Genomic DNA, 25,795 nt, shown 5'->3' with positions numbered 1-25,795 from the left:
TGTTTGTTTGCACTGTCATAAATCCCCCTGAAAAAAATGAATTGCCTGAACTAAAAAACTTTTTACATAAGTTTACTTTTAATTTTATTTTAAATTTTAAAACCCAAAAAACCCAACCCTCAAAGGCCAGGCTCCCCGAAGTGTCCCAGACTGCAAGAGTACCCCCTCAAACCTTGTTGACCAGGGCTTGCTGAATACGCTTTACCTCGGCGGAACCCGCGGCGGAAGGCTTGGCCAGCAAGTAGGCGTCCAGCGCCCCACGGGCTTCTCCCTTGCGATTTAACTGGCTGAGGTACCAAGCCTTCAGCATCAGGTATTCCGGCTCACTGCGATCATAAGTAATGGCTCTCTGGATATCCCCGAACGCACTGTCAAAGTCCCCCAGCTCCTGATGCACCAGGCTGCGGCGATGATAGGCCCGGGGATCTTTGGGTTGCATCTCAATGGTCTTATCAATGGCCTGCAATGCTTTTTCCAGCCAGGGTCTGGCGTTTTCTCCCTTTTGAATAGCCTGAAGCGCCTTTTGATAATAACCCACCCCCAAATTCAGATAATTCAGGGGGGTACCGCTCTGTTCCACCGTGCGCTCCAGCCTGCCAAGGGCCTTCTCCTGCGCATTGGCCAGCTCCTGCACCCGCTCGGTAGTGACCTCACGCTGTTCCGGTGAAAGATTGTTGATATCGGCGGCCAGCGTATAAAGCCGACGAATGGTAATCACGTCCCGCAAGGAGGGCTTGATGACGCTTCGGTTTTCCGAGTACATAATGTCCCCGGGCTGATCACTATGGCCCATCAAGCCCAGACTGTGCCCCAGCTCGTGAACGGCCACCGCATGAATCTGCTCACCGCTCTGCGGCTTGCCCAAAATATCAAAGGTGGCTATCTTCACATCCATGTAGTCAATACGGTCGCCCTGATAATGCGGGGTCATCAAGCCCGCAGTATAGGCGGTTCGCCCTTCCTCGTTATACGCCTGACTATCGATGTTGTTCACCCAGCTCACCCGAATATCGGCCTGCTCTTTACTGGTCACCTGCGTGTAGGACAGCTGATTTTCAAGCGCCGCGCACCATACATCCAGCCCCCGTCGAACCTCAGCCACAAACCCCGGCTGAAAATTGCGAATGCCCAGAGGAGACTCCTCAATATAAACCCTCAGCGGTAGCCGGGACAAAGCCCAACGCACTCGCTTCCCCCCCTCTGTGGCATTGTCCAGGTAATCACCACCCTTGGGAATGACCCCTTCATAGCGATCCGCCTTTGCCCCTCCAGTCTCTCCGCTCAAACGCCACTGCCGACTGTTGCTGCTTTCCGTATACAGTCGTAAACGGGACAGCCCCACCCGAGACAAACGAGCGGCCTGAGAGTCAGGGGCCAGCGTCAAAATTTTCTGGTATTCAGCCTGAGCCTCCGCAAAGCGGTTCAACTTCAGGTAAGAGTCCGCCAGATAATAATGGGCATTGGCGTTCAGGCTGTTTTGAGCCACCGAGTCCAGAAAATAACGGATGGCGCCCGCGTAATTGCCCTGAGTATAAAGGTTCAGCCCCAGCTGATAGGCATCGGCATGGGCAGGGGCCGCAGCAAGCAACATGACTACCGCAGCACAGGCCACCCCCAACGGAAACACGGCGCTATACGATTTGAAAACGGCAATTATTTTCATGTTCACGCGTTAATCTCAAACACTCACTCGCTTAAAGGCACTATCGGCCAACCAGTCTCAAACTGTAATTTCTATTTTACTCCCTGCCCGTTCATTAGAAACGGCTCCGGATTCATCCACCAGCTGCCATCCACCCAGGCCCTCCACATTTTACAGACTTCCCACCTCCCGGGCGAGGGATGCCCGCCTTCAACCCGCACAAAAGAAGGAACACATTGAATGATCGCACCCACTTCCAGTAAAATGACCTTACAGCTTCCCGTGGAAAAACCCAGTGCCGTCCCCACCCAAGCAAAGGCAGCCGCCATGTTCAAACGCAGCTTTTTACTGGTTTTGATGATTACCTCTCTGGTGTTCGCCTCGGCCTTTGCCACCCAGTTATGGATGACCAAAGACCTGCCCTCCTCCTACGATCCGGGGCTCAGCATTGAAACCGCCTTTAAAACCTCCAAAGTGCCTTTGCTGGTTGAGTTTTACAGCGACACATGCGGCACCTGCAAACAACTGACACCGGTTATTCACGAGTTGAAAGAAGGCCCCTACAAGCACAGACTGACTCTGGTCATGCTGGATGTCAGCGAACCGGCCAACCAGGACATTGCCAAGTTATTCGGGGTAGACGCCTTGCCCGGTGTGTTCGTGTTTGATCCCCATCACATGAAGAAGCACCCCATCAAGCCGGAATTTTTCACCTCCAAAGGCACCTTGCAACAGGCCATCGACAAGGCTTTATCCAAAACCATGAATTTATAAACACCATGGAATCGCCAAACTTTCAGGGGAAAACCATCGTGTTTTCCGAAAACCGGGGGATCAGGGCTTCATTTTTTAGAGAATTGGCCGCTATATAAAATTGATAACCCGATCGGAAACACGGACGCCGGATTCAATATTTCTTCACAAATTAAGGCCAGCCCCTAAACCGGGCAGAAAGCATGTCCTGTAGTCAAATCCGGCGCTCCTTCATTCGCCCGACCGAGAATGCCGTCAATGTCGCGAATGCAGAAAAGCCGGGACTGTGTGTAAAATACTAGTGAAGGATAAGATTGGCACAGTCAAAATAGCAGCCATTCAAGGCTTAGCCATCAGCCAGGAGGGATTATGAGTAAAAATGTCGTGATGACACACGAGGTTGGACTGGGTAATTCAGTCTTCACTGAAATTTCAAGAGATTTTCGTTGCACCCTCAAAGCTGTTAAACGGGTCTTGGGTGACAAGCACATCATGACCACCGTGTTACTCCATGCCTGCGTGTTTCCGACTGATCGCATGAGCCTGAAAATGGTCTGGGATCAGTTTGCCGCTCTACCCGTTGCCCAACGCGCCGATATTCTGCAGCAGCTTCGCAGTCGGGCCATGTAGATCCGTTTTCAGAAAACCACGCCCCCCTCTGTGAACAAGAAAAGCCTCCCTGGCGACCGAAAGTGCCTGTTGCGCAACAAATCCGGCTCTGTAGCGTCTTTCCTTGAAAATACCGGTTTTGGGGATAACCCACGGTAAAATCACAGGAAGGGGAGTTGGGGCCATGATTTCAGGACGCAAACCACCAAGACGGTGCAAAACCATCTATTCCGTACTGTGTCTGGCTGTTTTGGCCGTTTCTATACCCAATCCCCAGAAGGCTCAGGGGCAGCCCTGGACGCTGGCTCAGGCCAGCATTCCTTCAGCGGGTGCTGTGCTTGGCTGGGAGCTAAATATGAACCGTATTTACACACCCAAACTCGATCCGGGCGTCCCGGCCTCTCAAACAAACTCCGGCCAGCAGGCGCCTGTCATCTTTTACGACCTGAAGCACTGGCCCGTCCAGCCCACTCGGCAGGATCGCCCCTTTCTCCTCAATACGCCGAACCCCGGCAGGTAAAAGCCACCCTTCAAGGCTGACCCGAATAACTGGTCACCGGGGCAGGTACCGGCTGAATGCCGTACAGCTTCTGGATTGTTCGCACGTCTCGGCTGGACAGTTCAGACACCAGAGGATGGGTATACATAATATCCCCCGGATCGCTGCTGTGCCCCCAAATACCGATAGCATGTCCCAGCTCGTGCAAAACCAGCTTACGTACCTGCTGTTTCCGGTTCTCAAGGGTGATAGCAGTGCCTGGTTCCCCAGTATTAACCACAATGGTCACCCGCAAGCGCTTCATAGGATCTTCTGTATTCAGCGTTTCAATGTTAAAGCTGGCGTGACCAATGCTGGCGTTGGCATCCATTAAAGGTCCCTGCTTAAGAGTAATTAAAATGCGGGCCTGATCAGGATATCCGACTTCCCGGAAACGGAGTCGGCCCTGCGTAGCATGCGTCCATGTGTCAAAATCCTTGTAGACTTCCGGAACAAACAACGCTTGAGAGGGATCATTCAGCACCACGAAAACAGGCAATGGCATTTGCCAGTCCTGCCAAATCAGACGCTCCCCGCGGGACTCCTTGGTGGTAAGCGTGGAATAATCAGGCTCCCTGCTGGCCGAAAAACGACGAGCATCAAAACTGCGCACCAGCTCCACAATTTGCGGATCCGGGCTGGAGGAGAGCTTGACGTACTGGCGGTAATGCTCATAAGCGTCCATGATTTTACCTTGCTTCTCCTGAATCACCGCAAGATTAAAATGCAATAAAGGTTCATTGGGAGCCATTTCAATGGCTTTTTGATAGGTCCCTTGCGCCTGATCAAAAGCCCCCAGACTTTCCTGTAAATTGGCCAGGTTGTTATAAGCGGGAATCAGATAAGGATCCAGGGTCAAGGCCTGTTGATAAATAGCAATAGCTTCATTATTTTTGCCCTGCCGAGACAAATCAATGCCCGTATTGTAGGCTTTTACCGCCTCTCGGCGCTGCGCCTCAGAAACACTACGCTGGTGGGCATTGATTAGCTGATTGACCCGATACTGGGAACTGGCCTTGACCGGCGGATTGGCGTTCAACTGCCTCTCCAGCTGGGTCAACCGGCGCTCCTGAGACAGGTTCTCGTACTTCCGCCCCAGAACCTGAATTTCCACCGTGTCTAAAGTCTTATCATGATCCATTTCCTGAGCGGAGACCGGCACGAGCAAGCCACATAACAGGGCGCTCATCAAACATAGGGAAAAATTAAGCAGAGAAACCTGAAATTTCATTGCAACTTGGCTGTTACTTTAGGGGATGAAGGAAACAACACCACATACTTAAGTGGATTTTTTTCAGCAGCGGCGCCCTGAACTTTGTTTTGCTCCTGCTCGGTAGGAGTGGCCGACTCAATATCGGCGTACAAACCTTCCATGTAAGTTTTCAAAGTGTCGTTGGCTTCTTTCAGGCGATTCATTTTTTTGTACAACAGAGCCAGGTTGTAATAGGAGTCCTTGTTCCTGGGATCCGCTTGAATGGCCTTTTTATAGGCTGCCACCGCAGGTCTGGACTTGTACTGTAATTCATAGACAAAACCCAACCGATTCCACAACTCCGCATCGTTGGGATGTTTTTTGAGAATCTCCTGATACTCCCGGATGGCTTCGTTGTAATCCTGATTAGCTTGTAAAACAAAGGCCAGGTTTTTACGCGCGGTGACTAAATTGGGGTTGAGGGCCAGGGCGTGCTGATAGGCAAACTTGGCATCCGTGCGCTTCCGGCTCATCTCCAGAATGAAACCCATATTATTGTATAACTGAGCCTTGAGCTTATCTGAAGGCGCGTCTTTTATGGCATCCAGAATTTCTTTCTTGGCCTGCGCCAAGTTCCCGACACTCAAGGAGGCTATGGAAGCGTTGGAAGTCACCTCGGAAAAGCCCATTTTATTTTTGGAGCGCAATAACATAAACTGCTGATGTGCCTTTGGGTAATCACCGGCTAGCAATAGAATAATGCCGTAATCATTAATAATCCCAACCGTTTTCAGTTGAGCGGCAGCCACCTCATAATAGCGAGCGGCATCTTTATAACGGGCTTCATCCAAAGCCTGATTACCCTTGGCCTGAGCCATTTTGGCAATTTTAGCCAAATTGCTTTCAATAGCCTTTCGCTCAGGTTCGGTCAACTTGGGCTCCAACGCCTTTAACTCCATAAAGGCGTTCACCTCGTAAGGATTATTGCGCAAAATAGCGATGTACTCATTTCGGCTTTTCAAGTAATCCTGCGCAATGGCGTAAGTGCGTGCAAGCCCCAAAGAGGCAATCAGGGGGCGTTTTTGAGGCGGAATGCTTTCCAGCAGGGAAATCGATTCTTCATAAAATTTGGTATTGAACAACGATTGCGCCAAACCGACTTTGGCCTCAATATTATCCGGATCACCAGCCAAAACCTGCCGCCATTCATAATTGGCCGCGGACCAGTCTTTGGTCTGCATGGCAGCCCGAGCCTGTACCAGATTCCCCGTGATATCGGCCAGGGCGACAAAAGGACCACAAGCAAAAACCAGAAGTAAACTTAACAGGCAACCAACAAGACGGGAATCCTTGCGCATTAGTAATACGCCCCTCGCATGCCGTATAGGGGAAAGAAAGGGAAGTAGCCCTGATAGCCACCGGTGTAAGGGAAGTTCAACTGGCGATCGCCGTTATTCTGCAAGAAATAACTGACATCCATATACTGATTATCAGGCGATTTATACTGCATGCCCACTAAAAAACCATTCTCAAAAACAAAGACGGTCGCCGCGCCGCTTTTGTTTTCATCAAAATAGTAAAAATTGACGATGGGCGGATACATTTGCTCAGAACGCACAATCTCATCCGGAGGGCGTCCCAGCGCCATAGTCACATCGTTGAAAGAGGATGAACCATACACCAGGTTCTGAACGCTGCGCTCAGAGGTCCACGGGGTAGCGTTTTGCAAGGCCCAGCCAGAGGTAGCCCAGAAAAGACTTAAAGACAGCAAGCACGCTGTCAGTAAGCAAGTCTGTCTTTGAAATTTCGTAAGCGTCAGCGTCATAGAGCACGCAGGCCTTTAGTGAAGGGGCGGAAGATTATTGTTTACGAGAAGAGGAGGTCGTGGTGGCCAATTTACCACGAAGGGGCGTTTGGGCGTTCTTCAGGTCATCGGTGGGATTGCCCAAGGTAACGGTATCAATCTCGGTATAGTCGTTTTTGAGGTACTCAAACTGCCCTTTAACCCAGCCTTCCCGGCCATTGGACATAATGATCTTCACCCAGCCGGAATTGGTGTGGCCAATGTAACGATATTCTTCGCCAGTGGTAGTGGAGCCGACTTTATCGCCTTTGCCCAAAGGCTTGGAATAAACCGCAGCATCGGCCAGAGCCAGCACCTTGGGAGCGCTCAACAGGCTCGCCTTTTCAGATTCGACCTGTCTCAGGCCATCCCGAATACCTTCCAACTTGGGAGAGGCCGTAGTAGCGTAATTGTAAGCGTTCAGGCGGACCACTTTACCTTGCACGTTGGCCCGGGCGTTTTGCTGATTTTGCAGGGAGCCAAACACTTCCCGCTCGTCCATCATTCGTTGCTGGCGGATGTCATCCAGCTGGTTGTTGCGAGGGTTGGCGATAATATCGGGAATTTTGCCAAAGGGAATGGTCAAACCGCCTTGCAAAAACCAGCTCATAGCATCGGTTTTGCCGTTGACGGAGTTAAGATTCCCTAAAATGGGGTTGTTGTTCAAACCGAATTGCAAGCCGAAGTTGGAGCGCCCCAAGTTGGCGTTGGGCAAGGCCAGGGGGTTGCGGGGCAGCACCAGGGCGGATGTACCGCCCACCGCATTGGACTGCGTGGGAGCGTAAACCTGAGTTCTGTTACCACCAATATTAATACCAATATTGTTGCACAATGCAGATAACTCACCCGATACGTTACTCCCATTGAGACCCATACAAACATCTTTCATAGTAGAGTTATTAATGGTTGTAGTTGCAGAGCCTTGCTCACCCTCAGCCTGAGTAGGAATGACTTGAGACGTGAGTACAATTAAAAATGCGAGAATGGTGAACAGCCTAAGAGAAAGTTTAGCTGATTTCTTCAACAGAAAAATAGTCATTTAACTAGATGCTCCTGGGCTGACAACAAATGGATGAAAAGAAACGAAGAACTCTTTCAAATTGGGTGAAACCCAGATCCCAGGCCGAAGCCTGGAATCTGAAGTTTCAGACAGTTTCAACTAGAAGTTGATGTTGTTTTGGGTTGCAGTAATGTCACCGGTGACAGAGGCAGCATTCAGACCCACGGTGGTGTTGTAGAAGCTAGCGGAGTTGATGGTGCCGCCGCCAGCGCCCAGATCACCAGCGTTCACGAAGATGGCGTTGGTCATATCACCAACCACACCCACGGAACCTTCGGTCAAGCCATTGTTAGTACCGATGTAAGAACCGGAACCGATCACGCCGTAGCCATTCAGCTGGTCGCCGTTGATCAGGTTGCCGTTGTCTTGTACGCAAGCGTTGGAAGCGTTCAAGCCAGCACCCAGCACGTTGTCCTGAACGTTCAGGTCAAAGTTCTGGCTGTTGTCGTTGTTAGAATCGTTAACGCTCTTATTGTTGAAGTTGTCGCTCAAAGCAACATTAGCGGTGTTGTTGTCATCGCCATCGTTGCTAACGTTGTTATCGTTACCATCGTTGCTGGTCAGGTTGTTTTTGGAGAAGGCGTTGGTTTCGTTGCCGGACAGCAAGCTGTTGCCGTTGGCCTGGTTGTTGTCATCGCCATTGTTGCTGACGTTGCCATCGTTGCCATCGTTGCTAACGTTGTTGTCGTTGCCATCGTTGGATTTGAAAGCATCAGTCAAGGAAAGGCTGGTGGTTTCGTTGTTGCTGTTGGTATCGTTGAAGCTGTTGTTATCGTTGTTGGTGTTGGTATCGTTGAAGCTGTTGTTGTCGCTCAGGTTGTCGTTGTCCTGGCTGGCGTCAGTCAGGTTGTTGTTGGAGAACAGATCGTTACCGTTAACCTGATCGTTATCGGCGCTGGTGGTGTTGCCAACAGTGCTGCCGATGTTGCTGCCATTGTTGAAATCGTTGTTATCGGAAACAGCGAAAGCGCCAGCGGTGCTGACAACGGCCAAGGACAAGGCCAAAGCGAATAATTTATTCTTCATTGAAGTACTTCCTTCCAAAGAATGACTTTAACTAAATTTGACTTTAACAATTTGGTACTAACCTCTCCCATAATGGCCAATGAAACCCAACTGTCAACACGGCAACAAAGCACATCATTTATATATAAACGCCCCAGAATTCCCGCCTCATACAGACTTCACAGCGTCATCCGTAGGAAAATCACCCCAAAAATCACCCTTAAAATCACCCCCAAATTCCATAAAAAACGATACAAACCCATTATTTTTTTAAAATAATCATTTCACTCTGCGTTCCCAAAAATCCCGAAAAGCCTTGCAAAGCTGACCACACGACTAGTCCACACTTGGACAACTGGACAATTGAAATTATTTTGTTCCGCAATGATTCAGTTTTAATTTGCAGAACAAAACAGACTTTCACAAGTTTCCGCACGAACAGCCAATCTTCCTGAAAAGCAGTATTATTCAAATTTCAGAAAACTTTTCCCAAACCTGTCGCAATACGCACCAAGCATTTATTTACAGACCCTCTATCTACAAATTTCTACAAAACTTTTGTTTTTCGCTGAATCAGCACACAGCCAATGATGGCCATAATGGTGACCGGCATCCAGGCCAGCAGGGTCAGGTAAGCGGGAAGCGGCATACTGGCGATGAAATCAAAGTGGCTGGATTTACCGATATTTTGAAACGTATTGTGCAACATATAAAACAGAAATAGCACGACAATGGCGTAGACAAAGCCACGATTGCTACCCTGACGGGGCGGCGTAATGGAGAGGGGCACCGCACTGAGGATAATGACCAGACAACTCAGGGGCCAGGTCAGCTTGGCCCACAATTGCAGGTAGTTCCCACGGGCCACCCGCTCCTGATTGGATTCCCGCTTTTGAATGGCCTGCAGCATTTGGCCAAAGGTTTGTTGCTCAGAACTGATCCAGGTGCCAGAAGCTCGTTCCCGTTCCAGTTCGGCCCGCTTTTCATCCTGATTGGGATTCTTGATGAGATCCCCCAGACGCAAACTGCCCAAATGGCCGCTGCTAAATTTCTGCTCATCGGCGGCGGCACTTTGTCCCCGCACAATGGTGTAATGGTTCACGTTCTCCAGACTCCAACCGTCATAAGCGTTCAGCTCGCCAGAACGGGCCTGATAAATTTGCATGGCCTTGGGCTTTGATAAATCAAGGATGGTGGTGTCTTCCAGGTGATGCCCCTGATAGTTGCTGACGTAAATCATCTGGGTCAGGTTGTGCTTCTCATCGAAGGTGGTGTAGGTAAAACTGCTTCCGTTGGCAGGCAAGGCCGATTCGCTGATGGCCACCCGCTTCATTTGCTCGGTTTTCTGGTTGCACCAGGGCACGACGTAATCATTCAGCCAGTAAGCCATGCCACTGCACAGCAAGCCCAGGGCCAAAGCGGGAACCATAATCCGCCACAAGCTGATGCCGTTCATGCGCAAGGCGATGATTTCAAACTGGTTGTTCAACTGGTTAAACACCAGCAGCACGGCCAAAAACACGCTGGCAGGCATCACCAGGGCAATGGATCGGGGGAGCTGCAAGCCCACCATGGTAATCAGGGTGCTAAACGGTATGCCGTACTTCTGCACATCCCGAATGAACTTGAGCAGGGTGTCCGAAAAGAAAGCCACCAGGGTGAAGACCACCACCCCCATAATAAAGTAGTCCAGCAGTTGCCGGAAAATATAACGATCGAGCAGTTTGGGGGCCATTGAAAAAACCTTTGCCTCAAATGAGAGATTCGGAAACACGAGCGAGAAAACGTAAGCCATCAGGAGCCAGAGAGGGGATGCCGGGTAACGCTCAAGTTCAACCAGCTTTATGATAGAATCAAACGCAATGAAAAGCAAAGATCCTGAGTGTTGGAGGACAAGACACGCCAGCCCCCGGGATCGCCGTGATTGCGTTTATGTAAAGGAGCCCACCCATGGGAAACGTATTAAATGTAACGGATGAAAGTTTTGAACAGGAAGTTAAAAAAGCCGACGTGCCGGTTCTGGTAGACTTCTGGGCTCCCTGGTGCGGGCCCTGCCGCGCCCTGGCCCCGGTGATTGATGAACTGGCCAGCGAGTACGAAGGGAAGCTGAAAGTGGTTAAGGTGAATACCGATGACTCTTTGCAAACCGCCCAAAACTACCACATCAGCGGCATTCCCACCCTGATCATCTTTAAGAATGGTGAACCGGTTGAGCAAATGGTGGGCAACCACAAAAAGTCCACCCTCACCGAAGTGCTGAACAAGCACCTGAACAACTAGTCCCACCGCACGGGATCAAACCTCAAAAAGCACGATCTTCGGGTCGTGCTTTTTTGGTGAGGGGGTCATAAAAGATGGCAATAAAAAAGGAAAGCCTATGCCTGGGCTTTCCCTGATGAATCACACGAAATTGGAGAATAAGAAAGACACACTACTTTTGGTTGTTATAAATCCGTATAGGTGTAATACCAATACCCGAGGTGAACCAAACCTCAGGTTAAGTTATATGAAGCTAAAAACCCGAATCAGAAAACCGTGAATGATGGAATCGTCAGGCTTGTTGGGGCGGACGGGCCTGCTGCGGTTGCTGGGGTTGAGCCGGAGGCTGCTGTAAACGCTGTACCTCCAGCATGGCCTTAAACCCCAGGTACACCAGAGAACATTTTTTGACCGCAGGCAAATACAGGGCGCAGTCGGCCCCCAGGCACAATTCATCCACACTGGGATTGCGAATGCTTAAAATGGGACAAATGGGGGTGCTGGCAGTCATAAAGAAAAGATCCCTGATCAATGGGCTGTCTCTCTATTATGAAAAGAATCCGGCCCGCAAGGCATCCCTTAAACGCATGAAGCCAAGCCTTACCAGCAGGACTCAGCTATTCCGCTCAGTTCTCTGTCAACAGCCGGTGTACCCAGGAAAACAGGCGAGACAATTCAAAGGGGCGAGGCAAATATAAGTCCGCGCCTGCCTGTAAGACCCGTTGACGGTTATGCAGACTGGACGCGCAAATAATACGGACTTCCGGATAGTGCGCCCGAATCTCAGAGGTCAGCTGCAAGCCGGTTTCCTCCTGATTGACCAACGCATCCAGAATGACCAGACGGGTTCCAGGCAAACGGGCGTTTTCGGTCAATCGCTGCCAGGCGTCCACAGGGTTGGTGACCAGTTCAACGGCGAAGCCCTCCATTTCCAGCGTGGTTTTAAGCAGGTAGGCCAGTGCGGCATCCGTTTCCAGTATTAAAATACCCGGTCGCCGGTCGGCAATAACCGGCGTGGCAATGCTTCCAGCCAAACGCAAGCGATCACTTTGCCAGCTGGAGCCCGATTGCATGCGGGCCAGACTACCCATTTGCTGGCTGGCGTTAAACAGGGACATAAAAGAGTCAAATGGCTGGGTTTCCGTGGAGGCAATGCCAATACTCAGACTGAGCAAGGGCACGCGGCGACTAATGTTATCCGAAATGACTGAAATCAGGTAACCCTGCTTGCGATCCTTCTCCGAATAAAAGTTGGGCGAAACGGTTTCAAACTGCCGACAGGCCAAAGCAGCCAGCTTATCAGCCTTATCTGGATGAGAAACAATCACGAAGTGATTTTCATCGCTCTGACTGATGAAGTCAGGCACCATCACAATGCGGCTGAGCATGGCCGCTACTGTTTTCAGCACCTGACGGGCCGGTAAATCTCCGTAGGCTTCGCTGTACACGTCAAAATGATCCAGGGCCACGGTAAGCAGGGCGACGGGCTTTTGCTGGTTCAGGCGACGCTGCACCACTTTCTGGGCAAACTGCAAACCCGGCAACTGGGTGACGGCATTGGCCGCAAAGTCCAGATTGCGTCGCAAATGCACCAGCAAACGAATCTGAAACTCCTCTTCTGACAGGGTTGGTCCAAAAATATCATCCGCGCCCTGCAATAAATACTGGATGCGCTGATTCTCCTGAGCGTCACTCTGGACTACCACAATGGGTCTTACCTTCAGACCCTGTTCCCGAATTTGCTCACAGAAGCCCAGCACATCATCACCCTGAGCCTCCAAATCGTCGGCGAACAGGCAAATCAAATCCGGCATAACCTCGGCCAGAATCGCCTGAACCGTCTCTCCCCCAGGTCCCAGACGCTCACTGTGCAACAGGGTCAGCATGCCGGGATGCCCAAAGTTGCCCATCAAAGCGGTCATATCCTGACCGGGAGCATTTCCCACCAGCAACACTACCTGAAAGTCACTCATCGCTCCACCTCCGAGGCGGACAGCCGACGCTGGTACATGGCTTGTCGCTCCGGGGTGGCCGCCGGAAAAATAACGGTAAAGCTGCTGCCCTGACCCGGGGTGCTTTCCGCCGAAATCCGCCCCCCCATGGCCGTGGTCAGGGACTGGGTGATGTATAGGCCCAGACCGGTGCCCTCCACTTGCTGCTTCAGAGGGCTTTCCACCCGGTAAAACTGGGTGAAGATTTTAGGCAGCAATTCCGCCGGAATGCCCGGGCCCTGATCCTGCACCACAATGCGCACCTGAGTGTCATCTTCCGGGAGAAACTCCGCCCGAACAGTGACCAGGGTGCCCTCCGGCGAATATTTGGCCGCGTTATCCAGTAAATTGATGAACACCTGCTCCAGCTTGTCCACGTCCGCCCATACTTCAATCGATTCCGGGTGTACGCTCAGATGAAACATACGAGGGGGGACGGTAGACTGCTGGGCCATGATCTTAGCCCGCACGCTCTCCACCGTCTTTTCCAGCAGCTTTTTCAGGGGAATGGGCCGGTAACTCAACTCCACCCGCCCGGCGCTGAGCCGGGAAGCGGCCAATAAGTTTTCCACCAACCGAATCAAACGATCCGCCTGATCCTTGATAATGCTGATAAAACGTCGTTTTTCCTCATCCGGCAACTGCCCCCCATAGCGCAGCAGGGTATCGGCAAAGCCCTTGATGCTGGTCAGGGGGGTTCTAAACTCGTGACTGACGGTACTTACAAAATCGGAATGGGCCTGCGTCAGTGTGGTATCCTCCGAAAATGGGTCGATCAGCGTCAACACACTGCCATGATCCAGCGGGCTGTGCTTGATCTTGACTTTCAAAGCCTCCGGTTGGGCTGGCTGGGCTGCAGATCGCAAAAAGCCACTGTGCAGCGGGGTCGGCTCCCCGTCCGGTAACCCCAGACAAAAGGCGCAATCCACCTTGGGGAGTGGCTGAATCCAATCGTTCAGGCGGGTAACTGTTGGCAGAGACGGTGATCCCAACAACTGCCGCAGGACCGGATTAACATACAGTACCTGTCCAGCCGCGTCGCACACCATAGCCCCGGAGGTTAAACTTTCCAGCAAGGGTAACGCGCCCAAATCATCCAGAGCAAAAGCATCCAAAGGAAACGACTCAGCCATGGGAAGCCTCCACAAGACCCAATTTTTGGGCCAAAGCCGATCGCAAGGCTGGCAGCACCGCCGCCGCTGGCCCTTGCAAAAAGTGATCCACAACGAAGGGGGTGAATGCGCTCATCTCCGGGTTGATTTCAATCACGGTCGCCCCGGCCTCTTTGGCGATCTGGGGCAGGCTGGCCGCCGGATGCACCACCCCGGAGGTACCCACAATAAGCATCACCGAGGCATGTTCGGCAGCGAGAAAAGCCCTGTCCAGCACTTGAGGCGGCAGCATTTCCCCAAACCAGACCACATCGGGACGCACCCAGGCGTTGCACACCGGACAACGTGGCGGAGAGACTTCCGCATCGGCCAGTAGCGCCAAACTGACCGGGTGATTGTGATCCAGGCATTTGTGGCGAAAAATATTGCCGTGCAATTCAAGTACGGTCTGGCTACCCGCCCGCTGGTGCAGGTTATCGATATTCTGGGTGATGAGGGTGAAAGCGGGAAATAGGGTTTCCAAATCGGCCAGGGCCTGATGAGCGGCGTTGGGCTGGGCCTGCCACACCGTATTTCGGCGAAAGTCGTACCAGTCCCACACCATAGCCGGGTTACTCAAAAAACCCTCCCGGGTGGCCAAATCTTCGGCCTTGTAGTTGGCCCACAGTCCAGTCTGGGCATCCCGAAAGGTGGGAATGCCACTCTCTTTGGAAACGCCCGCCCCAGTCAAAACCACCAGACTGCCTTGAGTCTGGTGGCAATGTGTGAGCGCTTGAACTGCTTTATGCAGAATGGCCAAATCGGGCAAGAGGGGTTACTCCTTGTTTGGCACCATTTTCTCTGGCTATCATTCTACGATAGCTAGCCCCGATCGCCAGCGCCTTTTTCCGCCTGATTTTGTACCGCCCGCACCGAACCGGCCAAAGCACCCATAAAGGCAATGGACTCATACGGTAAAAACAGGGTGTTGGATTGCCCTTGAGACACTTTTTCCAGCGATTCCAGATACTTCACCTGCAAGACTTCCTTAGACGGGTTGGCATCTTTAATAGAAGTGAACATTTTATAGACCATTTCCGCTTCGGCGCTTTGTACACTGCGAATGGCGGCGGCTTCCCCTTCCGCTTTTTTGATGGAAGCCTGCTTGTGGCCTTCGGCCTCCAAAATCATGGCCTGCTGGACGCCTTCGGCATTGCGGATGGCCGCTTCCCGCTCCCCTTCCGATCGCAAAATCGCGGACTGCTTCTCGCCTTCCGCGGTCAGAATCATGGCCCGTTTTTCCCGTTCGGCCCGCATTTCCTTCTGCATGGAATCCACAATATCCCGGGGCGGATCGATATCCTTCACTTCCACCCGGTTCACTTTTAAGCCCCACTTGCCCGTGGCGTCGTCCAGCACGTGCTGCAACTTGGAGTTAATGACATCCCGGCTGGCCAGGGTTTCATCCAGGGTCATTTCCCCAATGATATTCCGCATGGTGGTCAGGGCCAGCTTTTCCACGGCGGTAATTAAATCAACCACCTCATAGGTGGCCCGCACCGGGTCAGTCACCTGAAAGTAGATGATGGCGTCAATGTTCATGGTCACGTTTTCTTTGGTAATCACCGGCTGAGAGGGCAGATTGTAGACCTGCTCCCGCATATCCACCATGCGAATGCTATCCAGAAAAGGCACCAGCAACCGAATCCCAGCTTCTTGCGTGGCCAGGTACTGCCCCAAACGCTCTACCACTCCCACAGTAGACTGGCGCACAATACGCACCGAGGAACCCACCACCACCAGAGAGAAAATGATGAGAATAAAAACCAGAAAACCGCCCAGTACTTCCATTTATAGAAACTCCCTATCGCTCGATTCAAAAAATGCGCTTGAAATCACCCAAAACGGTTGTAAAACCGATTGCCCACAAAGCACTCAGGACGGTGACGGCTTGGGGGTCACGGCCAGTTTGGCCCCGTCCACCTTCACAATCAAGGCCTCCTGCCCCACCGGAATGGTTTCTCCATCCTCATTAGCCAGATAAGCCGTCCAGACCTCCCCGGTATGGGTGACCTTGACCTTACCCGTGTACTTGTCCACCGGCTCTAACACCAGCACCACCGTATTCAGCAAGGCCGACACGTTAGACTCCACGGCAGGGCGATTGCCCACTTTGAAGGCTTTGGTCAGCACCGGGCGGGCCCACCATACCATTAACAGGGAAGAAAGCACGAAAACCAGCGTTTGCCCCAACAGGCCCGGAATAAACAGGGAGGCCAGTGCAGCTATCAGCGCGCCGAGGGCAAAAAAGCACACGAAGAAGCCCACGGTAAACACTTCGATAATTCCCAACAGCAAGGCCAGTGCCACCCAGCCCAGCATGACGTTTGACATGCCCACTTCCATCAGTCTGCTTTACCTCTAATCCTGCTCTTCTCCTATTGTAACTGATAGAACAGGGAGAAGCACTTCTTAATTCAACTGCGGGGCGGGTTGGTGCTTCAGCAGGGGGAAGCCCAGCGCCTCCCGTTGCTGCACATACAGCTTGGCCACTTGCTCCGCCAAACGCCGAATGCGCAAAATGTAATTGGTGCGCTCATCCTTGCTGATGACGCCACGGGCATCCAGCAAGTTAAAGGCGTGAGAGCATTTCAGCACGTAATCGTAAGCGGGCAGCACCAACTGGTGAGACAAGGCGTTCTCCACCTCGCCCCGGTACAGATCAAACAACTGCATCAGGGTCTGCGGATTGGACACTTCAAAGTTGTACTTGGACTGCTCAATCTCGTTCTGCAGGTAGATATCGCCGTACGTAAGCGTTTCATTCCACTTCAGCTTATAGACGCTGTCCACATCCTGCAGGTACATGGCGATCCGCTCGCAACCGTAAGTGATTTCCACGGCAGTCGGATGAATATCCAAACCACCAGCCTGCTGGAAATAGGTAAACTGGGTGATTTCCATGCCATCCAGCCATACTTCCCAGCCCACGCCCCAAGCCCCCAGGGTGGGCGATTCCCAGTTGTCTTCCACAAAACGAATATCATGCTCAGCAATATTGATGCCCAGCACTTCCAGACTTTTCAGATACAGATCCTGAATATTGTCCGGGGAAGGCTTCATAATGACCTGATACTGAAAATAGTGCTGCAAGCGGTTGGGGTTTTCCCCGTACCGGCCATCGGTAGGACGACGGCACGGATCCACGTTACCCACGTTCCAGGGTTCCGGCCCCAGCACCCGCAAGAAGGTAGCCGGGTTCATGGTGCTGGCGCCTTTTTCACTGTCGTAGGGAAACTGCACCACACAGCCCTGCTGGGCCCAATACTGGTTTAAATTAGCGACCAACTCCTGAAATGTAAGTGCCATAGGTATCCATAATCTTTCTTTTTAAAAGGAGGTGTACAAAAGGTTGGAAGCAGGCCCGGCACTTTGCCGGAACGCCCGCCCAGACGGAGGACAAAAAGACTCGCGACACGATGTCGACAGCCTTAAAAGTCTAACACAAGGGCAGAGGGCGATCCTTCACGGCTGCGTTCAACAAATCAACGGCATTGGTAATCAGGCCATCCACGCCCATAGCCATTAACTGAGGAAATTTTTGCCGCTCCTCCTCCCGAGTCTCGCTGCTGGCCCAGGCCACCACCGGCAGGCCTGCCGAATGGGCGATTTCAACCAATGCCGGGGTGGTATCGCTATAACTGGGCTGAATGGCGTCCACCCCGACCCATCGCTGCGCGTAGAGCTTGATAAACCCTTTCAGCAGAACCGGCCACTGCTTGACCAGATCCGGAACCTGCACATTCAGGGCCGTTTTAATCTGTGGATCGTAACGCTTGATTTTCCGTAAACTGACCGGGGAAAAACTCAGCACCGTGACCCGATCGTATAAATTTTTCTCTCGAATCAGGCGGGCCACCTTCCGTTCCAACTGCCCACTGGCAAAGGGATTCACCGTTTTCAGCTCGATACAAAACCGGGTATTGGGAAAATCCGTTAACACGGCGTCCAGAGAGGGCACCTGCAAGCCTTCAAACCACTGCGGACTTTTATAATTGCCCGATGGCCCCATCATGCGCTGAATCTCCCGTTCATGCGCCGCCGCATTAAACCGGGCCTTCTGCAATTCATGCCAATCCGTCTGCCGGACGGGCTTTTGCTGCTCGGGTAGACGAAACGTCCGGCCCGTCTTAAAGTCGTGATACACCACCACAGTGCCATCCCGGGTGGTCATGACATCCAGCTCAATGGCCGCACCTTGCTTCTGAGCCTCCAGAAAGGCGGGCATGGTATTTTCGGGAGTCACCCGACTGAGATCCTGATTGGTGGTCGCCCCCCGATGGGCAATAATGACAAAAGGCCGTTGGAACTGACTCAAATGACTTAACATACTGCAAAACTCCCCACCCAAAACACCCACAATATTTAAAGGCACAAATGCCTAACTGTACTGAAATTTAAAACTAAAAATATCGTATCTTCAATTAAGCGAACAAACACCCACAAACTGACAGGCTCAAAAAATTACGTACCTTTAAAGAGCAACCCCATTCATAAAACCCGGGACGCTCCCCTATGACAGTTACGGCAAAGCCTGCACAAGGCCCATTTTCTGACGCCAAGCCTCCGTGTCGGCCTCCCAATAAAGCTCCGAGAGTACTGCTTCATCACGGGTTTCAGACAAAACCGTGCGCCACGCCGCCGGGTACTCATCCGGGGCTGTCCAGTCTGGGGCGTGATTACTACGAATCACATACAGCTTTCGCATGGCCCGAGTGAGGGCCACATAAAACACCCGCTGCGCCTCCGTTCCTGCCCGAGGGGCTTGCCAGCACTTCTGATAAACTTCCTTCTTCAAATTATCCAGACCGTTCACCTTGCCCAGAATCAGGCCAAAGCCCGCCTTGCCCTCATATTGCGGATCAAAAATCAGAGTAGTATCGTTGCCTCCCCGGTTGCCGCCCAAATCGGTATAAGCGGCAAACACCACCGGAAACTCCAGCCCCTTGGAGGCAAACACGGTCATAATGCGCACGGCGTCCTCGCCGGAGAGTTCCTCTTTCACCGGCAATTCCTGATTGGGATTGGCGGCGTACTGCTCTAGAATCTCCAGCACCTCATCCAGCGTGGGCTGAATGGGCTTATTTTGCCCAAATAAATACAGCAATTTCTCAAACATGCGCAGGGTAATGCGCTGTTGCTTTTGCTGCCACACCGGCGTCTGGGAGGAAATCAATCCTACGACGCCCGCCAATTGCTGAAACAACTGTACCGCTGATAACCGGGCCTTACGCTTGCGGATGGCCAATAGCTGAAAGGCCAGATCGCCTACCGCCTGAGCCACAAGGGCAGGCAAACGAGGGCAAGCCTCTGGATTACCGTGCAAGTGCAGACAGGCATCGAACAAAGTGGCCTTGCGATGCGCCCATTCCGGAGAGGGATTGGGCAAGCTGTCTTTCAGGGTCACCAAGGCCCGCAGTTGCCGATGGTTCAATTTGGCCTGCAAAAGCCGCACCAGTGACAACTCATCGCTCAAGTCGCACATTAAACGCAGCAGGGCCATAGCATCCTGAATGACTGCCTCCTGAAAAAAGCCCAGATTCTTGGGCTTAATGGAGGGAATCCCCAACGCCGCCATTTGAGCTTGAATGCGCTCCGCCTTGGCGTGGGATTTCACCAGCACCGCAATATCCGAGAAGCGACACTCCCCGGCCTCCACCAGACGGGCCACTTCCAAAGCGATAAAGCGGGCTTCCCGCTCTTTTTGTTCCTCAATGGTTTTTTTGCCCGGCTGACCGTTCTCCTTTTCAATCATTTCATCCAGATCCAGCCAAACCACTTTGGGCTCAGCAACCCCGGCGTTTTTCTCACAGGGTTCCAACTGTTGATTGGGGCCTTGGGCAATTTGCTCGGTCAACTGGTTGGCCACAGCCAGCACCGGCGGCAAGGATCGGTAATTGGTTTGCAGATTCACCGTCTTGTGGGGATGCTTCCCGAAAATCAGCCTTAAGTTCTCCGGCTGGGCAAACCGAAAAGCGTAAATGGACTGCTTCTCATCGCCCACCACGGTCAGATTTCGGGCCCGCTCCCGAATGATCAAGCTCAGCAAGCGCAACTGGCTACCGTTGGAATCCTGAAACTCATCCACAATGACCGCGGCAAACTGGTTCTGGTACCGTTGGCGCAAATCCGGGCGGCGTTCCAGCAGGTGAATGGTGTGATTGATCAGATCATCGAAATCGCAGGCCTTTTCCATCAGCAGACGGGCCTGATATAGAGCATAAACCGTAGCCACAATGCCGATCAGGCGGGTTTCAACCGCCAGTACCGCTGTTAATAAATCCGTATCGGGGAAAGCAGGCTCAAAGGTTTTGGGCACCAGATAAAACCTGGCCAAGCCCTCCACCTCGTCCTTGTAACTGCCGGGGCTCAGCTTCTTGCCCTTGGCTTCCGCTTTGCGCTCAGCCGCCTGAATGGGTTGCCAACTGCCATGGGCCCAGGGAGCCAGACTGGCCGTCCACGCATCTACCTTGGCCAACAGGTTCTCCAGCTTGGCCGCGTCAGGATCATGGGGCACAGGCAAATCGATCAACCGTTCGGTCAGGGCCGTGGACTGGCGCAGGGCGGTTTCATAAAACTCCAGCGGGGAAAGCCCGGCGGTTTTGATGCGGGTAATCAGGGCGAACAAGCGCTCGGGAGACAAGGTGCTTTCCACATCCGCCAGCCCGCAATTTTGCAGGGAGGCCAGACTCAAGACATCCGGCGGCAAATGCCCGGACAAGCCAAACTGGGCCAACAATGGCCCGAGCGAATGATTCTCCCCCAGCAAGACGCTTTTAACCACCCGGTTGAACAACACTTGCTGGTCCAGCGGGTTGAGAATGACAAAATCCGGCGGCAAGTGGACATCCACGGCGTGTAAGCGCAACAATCGCATGCAAAACTGGTGAAAGGTGCTAATCCAGGTATCCGGGCCCAGACCGCCTTCCCCATTTTCCAGCAGGCGACGATGAATCCGCTCCCGCATGCCCTGTGCGGCGTCCTTGGTAAAGGTCACCATCACAATGGCTTCCTCCGGACGAGCCACGCCCTGTTGGCGCAAATCCTGCACCAGTTTCACAAAGCGCCGGGAAATCAGCTCCGTCTTGCCGGTTCCGGCGCCCGCCAACACCTGCAAAGGCTCATCAATAGGGGTGATGACCGCCTCTTGCTGCCGCGCGTTCAGACCCTTCAGGAAATTATCGCCCGAAGGCTTGCCCACGTGTTGCACTTCGGATGACCCAGTTGGTTCGGATACAGGCACTTCAAACAGATCCTGTTGACTCATTACTCCAAACCCTCCCCCTCTGCGGCGTTACCCTGCTCGCAAATGCCCACGTAGGGGCAGTAATCGCAAGCCCCCGATTCCGGTACCGGTGGAAAGTGTGTCGTCGAGAGAATCGGGTCAATCACATGGCTCTGAATATCCCGTAACACATGCTCTCGCTGGGCATCCAGCACATCGGCGCCCAAGCCCAGCCGGATGGAACCCTGATCGGGATTATCCGGGAACTGGGGGCGCACCAGTTGCAGGGAAATTCCGGCCATACCGCCCGCAAGCGCCGGATCCTGCTGAGCGGCCCAATAGTACAGGGGCAATTGATAATCAATGGGGTAGGCCGCGTTTAACTTGTTGGCAAAACGTTGGTGATGGGGCAGCTCCGGCTCGTCCGGCAAGGCGTCCACGGTGGCCTCAAAGCGCTGCTCGCACAAGTCCCAGCGGGTACCGTACTTGCTGGGCCCGTAGGTTTTGTAATCCACCACTTCCCAGCGCCCATCGGCCAATTGAACCAAGGCGTCCATTTTTCCGCTCAAGCGACACCGTTCCAACCCGGCCAGAGCGACCTCTTTCAGCTCCCGTTCGGCATAAATGGCCTTCAGGCTGCCGTATCGGTCAAAATACCCTTTCTCGGTCAAGTCCTCAATGGAAGCGAGCAAAGACTGCCGAAGCGCATGCAGAGCCAGCGGGCTCATCTGGGCCAAGGTCTGGCGTTCCCGCTCCCCAAAGCCCGCCATGTAAAAGGCATGAGCATCATCCTCAAATCCAAAGAAGGCCTCGGCCACTTCCCGCAAGCGCTGAGGGGTATGCTCCCCCGTCGGGGTTTGGCTGTTGAAGGCTTCCATCACCTTGTGAATCAGCGTGCCCAGACTGGCCGCCACCGAGCCCGGCTCTTTCAGGCCCAGCAAATGCTTGTAATAGTATTGCCGGGGGCACTGCATGTAGCGGGTAATGGCCGTGGGGCTGATGGACAGATCCACGCCCGCCTCAAAAACCGGTTCCGGGGCTTGCGGCTGGAGTTGGGCCCAGGCGCTGTGGCTCTGGTAATCGGTTTGAAAATCCGGCAAATCACTTTCAAAGGATGCCTCTGGCTGTAAAGCCTGTAACCGAGCGGGCTGATTACAAAAATCCACCTCACAAGCCGCTACCGAAGCACCGCCAGACTCACAGGCGCACACCTGCGCCGCCGAAGGGCATTGCAGGAACTGCCGTTTTTGGGCCAGCAGGGCCATATAGTAAGGGGAGGGCAAGACCCGCTCGGCCTCCTGCTGCTGATGGCAGGTTAAAAACAGGCGTTCACTGGCCCGGCTGGCCGCCACGGCAAACAAACGCCGCTCTTCGGCTTCGCTAAACCGGAGGGGCAAGCCCAGTGCTTCCAACGCCGAGGGACTGAGCCACTCCGAGCTTTCCCGCTGACTGGGGAATTCCTCGCTTTGCAGGAAAGGCATGGCCACCACGGGAAACGTCTCCCCCTGCGCCTGGTGAACGCTGAGCAAGCGAACCTGATTCTGCTTTTCGGGGGCCGCCGAGGCCTGCCAGAACTGCTCATACTGGTTCAATAGCAATTGCAAGGACACCCCTTGCCCGGTGGCCTGCTGAAAGCGCTGGCCCCATTGCCCCAAGGCTTTTCGCACAGGCTGAACAGACGTCCACAACACCGACTCAGGGCTGTTGTCATCCGGTGTGACGGCAGGCGATAGCGCCTGTAAGACCCCATCCAGCAACTGCCCCGGATCGGCCTGCTCCAACCACTGTTGATACAAAGCCACCACCACTTGCAGCCTCTCCACAACCACGGGAGAAGTTTGCTCCGGGTTGAGCCACAGCCCTAGCAGCCAAACGGGTTCGGCGTCCTGAACAGGCGCTGTCAGTTTGGCCAACGCCGCCGCGTGGGCCGTATCGTGCAGAACCGCCTCTAACCAGCGCAGCAAATATCGATTGTGATTTTTCAGGGAAAGGGCCCACTCCGGGGAGGAGGCTACAGCTTGCAAGGCTTGGCTTTCCAGTGTTTCTGGCGCTTCAAACTGCTCCGGCTGAAGGCCCCACTGTTCCCACAGAGCCAGCACCTGCAGCAAGGCGTAAAAATCCCGCTGAAAATCTAGCACCGCCTCACTCAAACTTTCATCCTGGAACGGGATGCCTCGCTGTAAAAAGGCGGCGTACAAGTGCGATTTATACCGCCCGGAACGCAACAGCACCACGCAATCCCCCCAAGTGGCCGAACGAGTGCCCTCTTCCACCGTAAAATCAGTCACAGTAACCGACTGTTTGCTGACAATCTCCATCAAGTAGTCGGCCAGGGCGATGGCTTCGGCGGCCGCATCGGTAAAATAGCCAAATTGAAGCATCTGGGAGACCCGCGCCGGATCGGGGGCCTGCTCCTCCCAAATAGGCGAAGGCAACAGCCCATTCAGCAACGACAAGACCGGCGCGTTATTCCGCAAATTGGCCTGCTGCACCTGATGGGTAACACCTCGACCCTGCTGCCGGAAGAAGGTCTCAAAGCAGTCCGGCTGTCCGCCCCGGTAGCTGCGAATCCCCAACGTTGGGTTACCCGCCAGCACCAGCCTTACCGGCAGCGAGGCCAACAGATGGTAATGCGCGGACGATAACTCCTGCGCCTCATCGATCAAAAGGGCCGACAGCCGGGCAGGTAGAACAGGGGGCCGGTCAGCGGCCACAACGGCGCCTTGAGCTTGGAGCCTTTGCAGCAGCGCCGGGTAGGTCAACAGCCGGGCCTGCTGGCAAAAGTGCAGGAATTGCGCGTAAATCTGTCCCAATAAACCCGCCCGATCCTCAGAGAGGTCCGTATACGTTGCCAATCTCTCCGGTAAGCAGCCCTGCACCTGGCATTGCCGAATGAGATTCGCCATCAGCCGAATAAAAGAGGCATCCTGACTGGCCGAAAACAAGGGGTGTTGAGGGCTAATGATGGTTTGCACGGCTTGAGCAATCAGGGATTGGCTCTCCAGCTCACTCAGCAAGTGCCATCGGCTTGTTTCAGGCTGCCCCTGATTCAGCCGAGCCAGCCAAAAGGCATCCACGGTTTGCACCGTAATTTCAGACAGAACTTTCGCCGCTTCCAGACCGGCCAATTGACTTTCCAATTGCAGGTAAGCCTGTAACCGGGACTGATTCTGCGAACTGACCGCCAGCATATAGAGACTGGACAGGGGCAGCCCTTCCTGCACGTGCAGACGAATGGCTTCCTGGGCTAAAAAACGGCTTTTACCACTACCGGGAGGGCCAGTAACCAACAAAACCGGCGGGAACTTGGAACTCAATTTTTCGACTCCCTGCGCAAAGCAATAAAAAATTGAAGGTTTGAGACTGCGTTTTATTATTTTCCCCCGATAGGCGTCCCTTGTAAAATAGAGACAGTTTGACGCCACCCCGGTTCTTACCGATAATGCCCGATAAGGCAAAGCCCTGGCCAGTTACCTTTACCCCACAAGATTGGATTGAATAATGTCCTCCCTGCTGTCACCCACCCTCCAACAAGCGTTTGATCTCATTCTGGCGCCCCTGAACTCGGTGAAGGACAACCTAAAAGCGATCATCCCCCCTCAATCCGCCGTGCTTGCAGAGACCGTGGAATATTCCCTGCTCAGTGGGGGGAAATACCTGCGGCCCGTGGTTACTTTACTGTGCGCGCAGGCCAGCAAGCCTCAATCCGCAAGCGAAATTCATCAGGCCGTGGAAGCCTCTGCAGTGGCCGAGATGATTCATGTGGCCACCCTGCTGCACGATGACGTTATTGATGGCTCCGAGCTGCGACGGGGACGTAAAACCGTGCGTGCCCAGTGGGGCAATAAAATTTCCATTCTCAGCGGAGACTATCTGCTGGCCCAGGCCAGCGTCAAGCTGGCCAAACTGGGAAACCCTCGTCTGGTGTCCATTTTCGCCCATGTACTGGCCGACCTGTGTGACGGGGAAGTAGAACAGATGAACAGCAGCTACCATCTGGACACCGCTTGGGATAGCTACTACCGCAAAACCATGTGCAAAACCGCCAGCCTGTTTTCCGCCGGGTGCGAGTCGGCAGGGGTCATTAACGGCTTGCCGGAAGCGCAGATACAAGCCCTGAAATCTTACGGGCACCACTTTGGCATTGCCTTTCAGGTGGCTGATGACCTGCTGGACTACACGGCCACCGAAGCCGAAATGGGAAAGCCGGTGCTGGATGACCTGCGCAACGGGTTGCTGACCGCTCCCATCCTGCTGGCCCTGGAATCGGAGAAACTGAGCGCCGAAGCGCAAGCGGAACTGAAGCAGTTGACCACCCAGTTGTTTGAAACGCCCAGTGATGAAACGTTGATCCAGAAAATCCAAGACTATCTGACCAAAGCCGATGCGGTGGCTGGTACGCAACGATTGGCCGATCAATACGTGGAGAAAGCCAAGCAATCACTGGATTTCCTACCTGATTCCGAGGCCAAGACCGCCCTGATCAACCTGGCCGAGTTCATCCCCCAGCGCCGGGCGTAGAAACAA

At 53.4% G+C, this 25,795-nt stretch carries 22 protein-coding genes; 5 read left to right on the top strand and 17 right to left on the bottom strand.

Going from position 1 to position 25,795, the window contains the following annotated elements:
• Window positions 1-166 precede the first annotated feature (166 nt).
• The gene (locus tag DF283_RS03040) at window positions 167-1,663 is read right to left on the bottom strand and encodes a tetratricopeptide repeat protein (RefSeq protein WP_303673538.1); all 1,497 of its coding nucleotides are present in this window, start codon (window positions 1,661-1,663) and stop codon (window positions 167-169) included.
• A 219-nt stretch (window positions 1,664-1,882) separates the two neighbouring features.
• Here DF283_RS03040 and DF283_RS03035 point away from each other — a divergent pair, with 219 nt between their 5' ends.
• From DF283_RS03035 to DF283_RS03025, 3 genes are all read left to right on the top strand, one after another.
• Window positions 1,883-2,416 (top strand): thioredoxin family protein, encoded by a 534-nt coding sequence (locus DF283_RS03035; protein WP_303673237.1) that lies wholly within the window; start codon window positions 1,883-1,885, stop codon window positions 2,414-2,416.
• A 471-nt stretch (window positions 2,417-2,887) separates the two neighbouring features.
• A complete protein-coding gene (locus DF283_RS03030) occupies window positions 2,888-3,025 on the top strand; it encodes a hypothetical protein (RefSeq protein ID WP_303673236.1) in 138 nt (45 codons plus the stop codon).
• 163 nt (window positions 3,026-3,188) lie between these two features.
• Window positions 3,189-3,524, top strand: coding sequence for a hypothetical protein (locus tag DF283_RS03025; protein ID WP_303673235.1), 336 nt, complete (start codon window positions 3,189-3,191; stop codon window positions 3,522-3,524).
• A 10-nt stretch (window positions 3,525-3,534) separates the two neighbouring features.
• Here DF283_RS03025 and DF283_RS03020 read toward each other — a convergent pair whose 3' ends face one another.
• From DF283_RS03020 to DF283_RS02995, 6 genes are all read right to left on the bottom strand, one after another.
• Window positions 3,535-4,773: a tetratricopeptide repeat protein gene (locus tag DF283_RS03020; protein ID WP_303673234.1), complete on the bottom strand. Its 1,239-nt coding sequence runs from the start codon at window positions 4,771-4,773 to the stop codon at window positions 3,535-3,537.
• Window positions 4,770-6,092 carry a tetratricopeptide repeat protein gene (locus tag DF283_RS03015; RefSeq protein WP_303673233.1) on the bottom strand — a complete coding sequence of 441 codons (1,323 nt, stop codon included), beginning with the start codon at window positions 6,090-6,092 and terminating at the stop codon, window positions 4,770-4,772. Before DF283_RS03015 ends, DF283_RS03020 begins: the two co-directional genes overlap by 4 nt.
• Entirely contained in the window at window positions 6,092-6,505 is a 414-nt protein-coding gene (locus tag DF283_RS03010) for a hypothetical protein (RefSeq protein WP_303673232.1), read from the bottom strand. Before DF283_RS03010 ends, DF283_RS03015 begins: the two co-directional genes overlap by 1 nt.
• 88 nt (window positions 6,506-6,593) lie before the next feature.
• Entirely contained in the window at window positions 6,594-7,409 is an 816-nt protein-coding gene (locus DF283_RS03005) for an SH3 domain-containing protein (protein WP_303673231.1), read from the bottom strand.
• Window positions 7,410-7,736: 327 nt separating this feature from the next.
• Window positions 7,737-8,663 (bottom strand): hypothetical protein, encoded by a 927-nt coding sequence (locus DF283_RS03000; RefSeq protein ID WP_303673230.1) that lies wholly within the window; start codon window positions 8,661-8,663, stop codon window positions 7,737-7,739.
• Between the two features lie 526 nt (window positions 8,664-9,189).
• A complete protein-coding gene (locus DF283_RS02995; protein WP_303673229.1) occupies window positions 9,190-10,377 on the bottom strand; it encodes an LptF/LptG family permease in 1,188 nt (395 codons plus the stop codon).
• Window positions 10,378-10,592: 215 nt separating this feature from the next.
• Here DF283_RS02995 and trxA point away from each other — a divergent pair, with 215 nt between their 5' ends.
• A complete protein-coding gene (gene trxA / locus DF283_RS02990) occupies window positions 10,593-10,922 on the top strand; it encodes a thioredoxin (RefSeq protein WP_303673228.1) in 330 nt (109 codons plus the stop codon).
• 271 nt (window positions 10,923-11,193) lie between these two features.
• Here trxA and DF283_RS02985 read toward each other — a convergent pair whose 3' ends face one another.
• The 10 genes from DF283_RS02985 to DF283_RS02940 all read right to left on the bottom strand — a co-directional run bounded on the left by DF283_RS02985 (window position 11,194) and on the right by DF283_RS02940 (window position 24,585).
• Window positions 11,194-11,412: a hypothetical protein gene (locus DF283_RS02985; protein ID WP_303673227.1), complete on the bottom strand. Its 219-nt coding sequence runs from the start codon at window positions 11,410-11,412 to the stop codon at window positions 11,194-11,196.
• 115 nt (window positions 11,413-11,527) lie between these two features.
• On the bottom strand, window positions 11,528-12,874 hold the full coding sequence (locus DF283_RS02980) for a response regulator (protein WP_303673226.1): 1,347 nt from the start codon (window positions 12,872-12,874) through the stop codon (window positions 11,528-11,530).
• Entirely contained in the window at window positions 12,871-14,025 is a 1,155-nt protein-coding gene (locus tag DF283_RS02975; RefSeq protein WP_303673225.1) for an ATP-binding protein, read from the bottom strand. Before DF283_RS02975 ends, DF283_RS02980 begins: the two co-directional genes overlap by 4 nt.
• The gene (locus DF283_RS02970; protein ID WP_303673224.1) at window positions 14,018-14,812 is read right to left on the bottom strand and encodes an SIR2 family NAD-dependent protein deacylase; all 795 of its coding nucleotides are present in this window, start codon (window positions 14,810-14,812) and stop codon (window positions 14,018-14,020) included. The genes DF283_RS02975 and DF283_RS02970 overlap by 8 nt, the downstream gene beginning before the upstream one ends.
• A 53-nt stretch (window positions 14,813-14,865) precedes the next feature.
• Window positions 14,866-15,834 carry an SPFH domain-containing protein gene (locus tag DF283_RS02965; RefSeq protein WP_303673223.1) on the bottom strand — a complete coding sequence of 323 codons (969 nt, stop codon included), beginning with the start codon at window positions 15,832-15,834 and terminating at the stop codon, window positions 14,866-14,868.
• A gap of 84 nt (window positions 15,835-15,918) precedes the next feature.
• A complete protein-coding gene (locus DF283_RS02960; RefSeq protein WP_303673222.1) occupies window positions 15,919-16,377 on the bottom strand; it encodes an NfeD family protein in 459 nt (152 codons plus the stop codon).
• Window positions 16,378-16,455: 78 nt separating this feature from the next.
• Window positions 16,456-17,352, bottom strand: coding sequence for a glycine--tRNA ligase subunit alpha (gene glyQ, locus DF283_RS02955; RefSeq protein ID WP_303673221.1), 897 nt, complete (start codon window positions 17,350-17,352; stop codon window positions 16,456-16,458).
• 130 nt (window positions 17,353-17,482) lie between these two features.
• Window positions 17,483-18,373: a glycerophosphodiester phosphodiesterase gene (locus tag DF283_RS02950; RefSeq protein ID WP_303673220.1), complete on the bottom strand. Its 891-nt coding sequence runs from the start codon at window positions 18,371-18,373 to the stop codon at window positions 17,483-17,485.
• A gap of 192 nt (window positions 18,374-18,565) precedes the next feature.
• Window positions 18,566-21,310: an ATP-dependent helicase gene (locus DF283_RS02945; protein WP_303673219.1), complete on the bottom strand. Its 2,745-nt coding sequence runs from the start codon at window positions 21,308-21,310 to the stop codon at window positions 18,566-18,568.
• Window positions 21,310-24,585 (bottom strand): PD-(D/E)XK nuclease family protein, encoded by a 3,276-nt coding sequence (locus tag DF283_RS02940; protein ID WP_303673218.1) that lies wholly within the window; start codon window positions 24,583-24,585, stop codon window positions 21,310-21,312. The genes DF283_RS02945 and DF283_RS02940 overlap by 1 nt, the downstream gene beginning before the upstream one ends.
• A gap of 184 nt (window positions 24,586-24,769) precedes the next feature.
• Between DF283_RS02940 and DF283_RS02935 the strand changes: the two genes are divergently transcribed.
• Window positions 24,770-25,789 (top strand): polyprenyl synthetase family protein, encoded by a 1,020-nt coding sequence (locus DF283_RS02935; protein WP_303673217.1) that lies wholly within the window; start codon window positions 24,770-24,772, stop codon window positions 25,787-25,789.
• Window positions 25,790-25,795: the final 6 nt, after the last annotated feature.

This window comes from Vampirovibrio chlorellavorus (assembly GCF_003149375.1).
Classification (GTDB): domain Bacteria; phylum Cyanobacteriota; class Vampirovibrionia; order Vampirovibrionales; family Vampirovibrionaceae; genus Vampirovibrio; species Vampirovibrio chlorellavorus_B.
The sequence above is the reverse complement of the archived record's forward strand: the minus strand, read 5'-3'. Positions and strand labels throughout refer to the sequence as shown.